We start from the raw sequence: 5,418 nt of genomic DNA, 5'->3' as shown, positions 1-5,418 counted from the left end.
CCTAATGCCTCTCCAGATGATAAGAAATGGTCTTTAGCGATACTGGGAAGTTTCGCTGGTGCTTGTGTCTCTTATTTAAAGCAGAGCTGAGCAATGCCCGAGCATGGCGGCCTCGGCCTGGCGGCAGTCGCGGGCGCTGTAGAGCAGCTCGGCGTCGGTCATGGTGCGGGCCTTCTCAGCCCAGCGGGTGAAGTCGGCGGCGGTGGCAGCGGGTGCGGCGGTGGTCATGGCGGCGAAGCGGTGGGACGGCGGGGGCACCTCTGCCCCCTTGATTCAGACTGTAGCGCATCCGTGAGGATTGGACCAGCAACCGGCTCAGTCCTTCCTGGTCGGCTGGATCAGCCACACGGCATTTCGGGGTGGCACCGGGCCGCGGCGGGGATCGGCCGGGGCCGTGGTCCGCACCCGCCAGCCGGCGACCGTGGCCGGCCAGTGCTGGTGATGGTCCACGGTCACCATGCCGTCCGAGTGAACGGCCCGCACGTAGAACTCGCTGCGCCACTCCCCGGGCTCGCGGAACCACAGCCAGCACCGGCGGCCCGGCTCCAGGGGCGGCGGCGGCTTGCCAGGGGTGGTGACCGGAGCCAGCAGGTCCAGGGTCAGAAGGCTGTCGCTCACTGGTCTCCAGGCTGGTGACCGCAGCCTAGACGGCCGTGCGCGAAGTCGCCCGGTGAGCGAGCTCTGCCTGAGCTGGCTGCGGGGCCGGCGGCCCCACCTGCGCACCTGGGCGATCAGCGCCACCATCGGCAACCTGGAGGAGGCGGCCCAAGCCGCGGTGGGTGTCGGCGTCGAGCCCCGGATCATCACCGCCCGGATCCGGCGGGACACGCAGATTCGCAGCCTGCTGCCCGACACGATCGACGGCTTCCCATGGGCCGGCCATCTGGGTCTGCGCATGTACGAGGAACTGGTGGCCGCCCTGGAGCCGGACGTCTCCACGCTGCTGTTCACCAACACCCGCAACCAGGCTGAGCGCTGGCACCAGTGCCTGCGTTTCGCCTGCCCGGAGATGGAGGGGGCCCTCGCCCTGCACCACAGCGCCATCGACCGGGCCGGGCGCGAGGCGATCGAAGCGGGTGTGAAAGCCGCGGAGATCCGCTGGGTGGTGTGCACCAGCTCCCTTGATCTGGGGGTCGACTTCCAGCCGGTGGAGCGGGTGGTGCAGATCGGCAGTGCCAAGAACCTGGCCCGGCTGCTGCAGCGGGCGGGGCGCTCGGCCCATCAGCCCGGCGGCACGGCCCAGGTGCTGTTCATGCCCACCAATGCCCTGGAACTGCTGGAGGTGTCCGCCATGCGACGGGGGCTGGGGGAGGGGCTGGTGGAACATCGCCGCCCGCCGCAGGCGCCGCTCGATGTGCTGCTGCAGCACCTGGTGACCCTGGCCTGCGGTCCGGGCTTCGAGCCCGAGGCGACGTTTGGGGCCGTGCGCCGCACCTGGAGCTACCGGGGGCTGGAGCGCAGCCGCTGGGACTGGTGTCTGCGCTTTCTCGAGCACGGGGGGGACTGCCTGGGGGCCTATCCGCGCTACCGCAAGCTGGAGCGACAGCCAGCGGAGGCCAGCGCCGGCGTCCGTCAGCGTTTCGTGGTGCGGGAACCGACGGTGGCCCGCCTGCACCGGCTCAACATCGGCACGATCAGCGCCGATCGGGCCGTGACCGTGCGCTTCGTGCGCGGGGCCGTGCTGGGCCACGTGGAGGAAGTGTTCATCGGCCGGCTCAAACCCGGCGATGTCTTCTTCTTCGCCGGCCGCCAGCTGGAGTTCGTGCGGTTGCGGGAGATGACCGCAATGGTGAAGGCCACGACGCGCCGCAGCGCCATGGTGCCGGCCTGGGGGGGCGGCCAGATGGCCCTCTCCGATCTGCTCAGTGCCCACCTGCGCAACGAAGTCGACCGCTGCGCCCGCGCCCTCGACGGGGAGAAGGGATTCACGCTGGACACAGCCGAGCTGCAGGCCCTGCGGCCGCTGCTGGAGCGCCAGGTGCTGCTCTCCGCCCTGCCCCGCCGCCAGCAGTTTCTGGTGGAGTTGTGCCACACCCGGGAGGGGAGCCATCTCTACGCCTACCCCTTCGAAGGACGCTTCGTGCATGAGGGCCTGGGCTTCCTGTGGTCGTGGCGGCTGGCCCGCCACCATCCCGGCACCCTCACGGTGTCAGTGAACGACTACGGCTTCGAGCTGCTGGCGGCCCGGGACTACCCCTTCGAGGAGCTGCTTGAGCTGCATGGGGACACCCTGCTCGACCCTGGGGGCCTGCTGGAGGATCTGGAGCGGGCGGTCAACCTGTCAGAGCTGTGCCGCCGTCGGTTCCGTTCCATCGCCCAGGTGAGCGGGCTGGTGGTGAACGGCTACCCCGGCCAGGCCCGTTCCGGCGGCCAGCTGCAGATCAGCGCCGCCCTCCTCTTCGATGTCTTCGGGCGCCATGAACCCGGCAACCTGCTGCTGGCTCAGGCCCGCGCTGAAGTGCTGGAGGAGCAGCTCGACCTCGGACGGCTGGTCAGCACCCTGCAGCGCCTGCGCGGCAGTGAATGGCTGCAGCGGCACCTGCCCCGACCAGGCCCGATGGCCTTCCCGCTGCTGGCGGAGCGGCTCAACAACCGGATGAGCAACGAATCCCTGCTGGAGCGGCTCCAGAAGCTGCGGCAGCAGGCGGAACGGGCCGAGGGGCCCTGAGCCGAGGCACTCCCTGATTCGACCGGAAAGAAAGGCGGAGGGGGTGGGATTCGAACCCACGGAATCTTGCGATTCGCCGGTTTTCAAGACCGGAGCCATCAACCACTCGACCACCCCTCCAGGATGGACGGCCCGACCCTACAGCCGGTTGGGCAGCCCCTTGCAGCCCCCGGGCAGGGTGAGGCGGGAACGGGCTCCGGACCAGGCCGCCAGGTAGGCGCGGTTGCCTGGATCCAGCTGCCGGACCCCGCTGAGATTGACGTTCTCCACCCGGGCCCCCGTGCCGGTTCCCTCGGTGTGATCCGGCTCGAGCTGGACCTGGTGCGGGGTGGCGGCCAGGGCATCGCCGTAGAAGAACCGGGTGCCTTGCAGGCAGGAGCCCTGGAGGTTGGCCCCGACGAGGTTGACGGCGGCCAGGTTGGCCTCGGCCAGGTCGGCGCCGGAGAGGTCGGCGCCGGAGAGATCGGCACCGTTGAAGTCGATGGCCCGCAGGTCGGTGCCAGCGAGATCGGCGCCCCGCAGCATGCTCTGGAGCCGAATCACGGGAACCCCCTTCGGCCGGTCTTCTTCGTAACTGCCTTCGCCGTCGAGGATGGCGCGCCCCAGCCGCTGGTCGCGGCGCAGGGGGGTGAGCAGCCGGGCGTGGGAGAGGAAGCGCAGGATCCTGGCTTTGCCATCGCCATCGATGCTGCTCAGAACCGCCGCCAGGCGCCCCTCCGCCAGCATCCGCTCCAGGGGCCAGTCCTCCAGCAGGCCTTCCTCGTCGCTGATCAGCTCCGAGATGCCATGGATGAAGCTGTCGATCGTCTGGGCCTGGGTGATGCGGTTCTGCTGGGTGGTGAGCCGCTGATCGACCATCACCTGGCGCCAGGCGATCATCAGGGCCACCAGGGCCACCAGGATCTGGCCGATGGCCCCGATCACCCCCTCGCCGAAGGCACCGATCGCCTCCCAGTCCCCGTTGCGGTAGATGGCCAGCAGCGGGTCGAGCCAGCCGAGGGCCAGGGGAATCGCCAGCAGGGCCAGGACCAGGGCCAGGGTCGCCACCAGCCGGACCGTGGGGGGGTCTTCGAGGTGGCGGGCCAGGAGCTGCCAGAGCGGAGGCAGCAGCTGGCGCAGCGCCAGGACCAGCGTCAGCAGGGCCGCCGCCACGGCCAGCCAGGCCAGGCCCAGCACCAGGGCCACCAGCAGAACCAGAAGGGTCAGCAGCAATTGCAGGCCCGCCCCATGGCGCAGGCGGGTCCAGGGGCCGCCCGCCCGCAGGGCCAGGGGCGGAGCGGCAACGGTGACCAGGGAGCGATCGTCCGGTTTGGTGCTCATGGCAGGGGACCGCTCTGGAAGAAGCCGCCAGCAGCAGCACCCCCTCGAGCCAGTCGGAGCGGCCGTCGATGCTGACCAGATTGCTCACCAGAACGGCGGTGGCCACCGCCACCACTTCATAGACGTTGAAGCTGAGGTCGAGGGGATGGCCCAGCAGCGGTGCCACCAGCAGCAGCACCGGCACCACCAGCAGTCCCACCAGCAGGGTGGAGCCCAGGGCCACCGAGACCGCCAGGTCCATCTTGTCCTTACGCGCCATGCTCACGGCGGTGAGGTACTCGGCGGCACCGCCCAGCAGGGGGAGCAGGACGACGCCGGTGAACAGGGCCGAAAGGCCGAGGGACTCGGTGACGGTCTCGACGACGCCCACGAACAGCTCGGAGGCATAGGCCAGACCCACGGTGGCCGCCAGCAGCACGGCCACCCAGGGAAGCAGGGGCGGCCGATGGGCGGCCTGGCCGCCGTGGCCAGGATCCCCCCCGGCCTCGACCAGATCCGCCTCGGCCACGGCATAGAGGGTGCGATGGGTTTTCAGGGAAAACAGCAGGGTGAGGGCGTAGACAGCCAGCAGCACCCAGGCCACGAAAAGGGAGAAGGACTCGGCGGCGGCCGCATCCAGCCCCCCGGACTCGCCACCCACCATGCCCCGCAGGCTTGGGATGAGGATCGCCAGGACGGCCAGGGTCATGGCCGAGCCGTTGACCCTGGCCACCACCGGCTGGAACCGTTGCTCACTGCGCCCGATGCCCCCCACCAGCATCGAGAGGCCAAGGGCCAGCAGCAGGTTGGCCATGACCGTGCCGGTGATGCTGGCCTTGACGATGTCCACGAGGCCGGCCCGCAGGGCAGCCAGGGCAATGATCAGCTCGGTGGCATTGCCGAACAGGGCATTGAGCAGGGCCCCGATCGAGGGGCCGAGGGTGAGGGACAGCTCCTCGGTGGCGGTGCTCAGCAGGATCGCCAGCGGAATGATCGACAGAATCGACGTGACGAAGACGATCACATCGCCCCAGTGGAGCCGGTCGGCGGCCGCTGCCACCGGCAGCATCGCCAGCAGGCCGATGGCGATGCGCAGGCGAGCGGGCATGGAGGGCGCCATTCGGTGACCCATTGTGACCGACTGTTGACCAACGGGGCCAGGGCCAGGGCAACCATCAACATGGCCGGGGCAGCATGCAGGGTCTGCAACGACCTGCGGCGTCGCGGTGATGACGGCACCCCAGGGACTTTCTGCGCAGAATGGACTCAGCAGCTTGCTCCTGATTGCCCGACACCCTGAAGGCCACCACGGGCCCAAAGAATCCTCAGGCGATGAAGATCCCAGTCCGGCACCCTGAGGACGGGGGGGGCGAGGCCAGCAGCGACAACGGGGGCTCTCGTAAACCTCACCCGTTGCCATCGCGAAGAACGGTCGCCTCAATTCAACAGGT

Annotated in this window: 4 protein-coding genes, 1 tRNA gene and 1 pseudogene; 1 reads left to right on the top strand and 5 read right to left on the bottom strand. The window is 69.5% G+C overall.

The genetic code is table 11. The annotated features are described in order from the left end of the window. Positions 1-75: 75 nt before the first annotated feature. Entirely contained in the window at positions 76-258 is a 183-nt protein-coding gene (locus tag KBZ04_RS13990; RefSeq protein ID WP_254992513.1) for a hypothetical protein, read from the bottom strand. 57 nt (positions 259-315) lie between these two features. Further along, entirely contained in the window at positions 316-618 is a 303-nt protein-coding gene (locus KBZ04_RS13985) for a hypothetical protein (RefSeq protein WP_254992512.1), read from the bottom strand. A gap of 52 nt (positions 619-670) precedes the next feature. Between KBZ04_RS13985 and KBZ04_RS13980 the strand changes: the two genes are divergently transcribed. Then, complete coding sequence (locus tag KBZ04_RS13980; RefSeq protein WP_254992510.1) at positions 671-2,668, top strand: helicase-related protein; 1,998 nt, start codon at positions 671-673, stop codon at positions 2,666-2,668. A 35-nt stretch (positions 2,669-2,703) separates the two neighbouring features. Here the strand turns inward: KBZ04_RS13980 and KBZ04_RS13975 are convergent. From KBZ04_RS13975 to cax, 3 genes and pseudogenes are all read right to left on the bottom strand, one after another. Continuing rightward, positions 2,704-2,788, bottom strand: a tRNA-Ser gene (locus tag KBZ04_RS13975). Positions 2,789-2,806: 18 nt separating this feature from the next. Beyond that, a complete protein-coding gene (locus tag KBZ04_RS13970) occupies positions 2,807-3,988 on the bottom strand; it encodes a pentapeptide repeat-containing protein (protein WP_254992509.1) in 1,182 nt (393 codons plus the stop codon). Between the two features lie 22 nt (positions 3,989-4,010). Next, positions 4,011-5,075, bottom strand: a pseudogene (gene cax / locus KBZ04_RS13965) (calcium/proton exchanger); the annotation flags it as partial. Between the last annotated feature and the right edge of the window lie 343 nt (positions 5,076-5,418).

The sequence above is a fragment of the Cyanobium sp. N5-Cardenillas genome (assembly GCF_024345515.1).
Lineage (GTDB): Bacteria > Cyanobacteriota > Cyanobacteriia > PCC-6307 > Cyanobiaceae > Cyanobium.
The sequence above is the reverse complement of the archived record's forward strand: the minus strand, read 5'-3'. Positions and strand labels throughout refer to the sequence as shown.

Excerpts from the sequence above, each read along its gene's own strand:
- KBZ04_RS13970 (WP_254992509.1), bottom strand. The coding sequence starts at position 3,988 with ATGAGCACCAAACCGGACGATCGCTCCCTGGTCACCGTTGCCGCTCCG.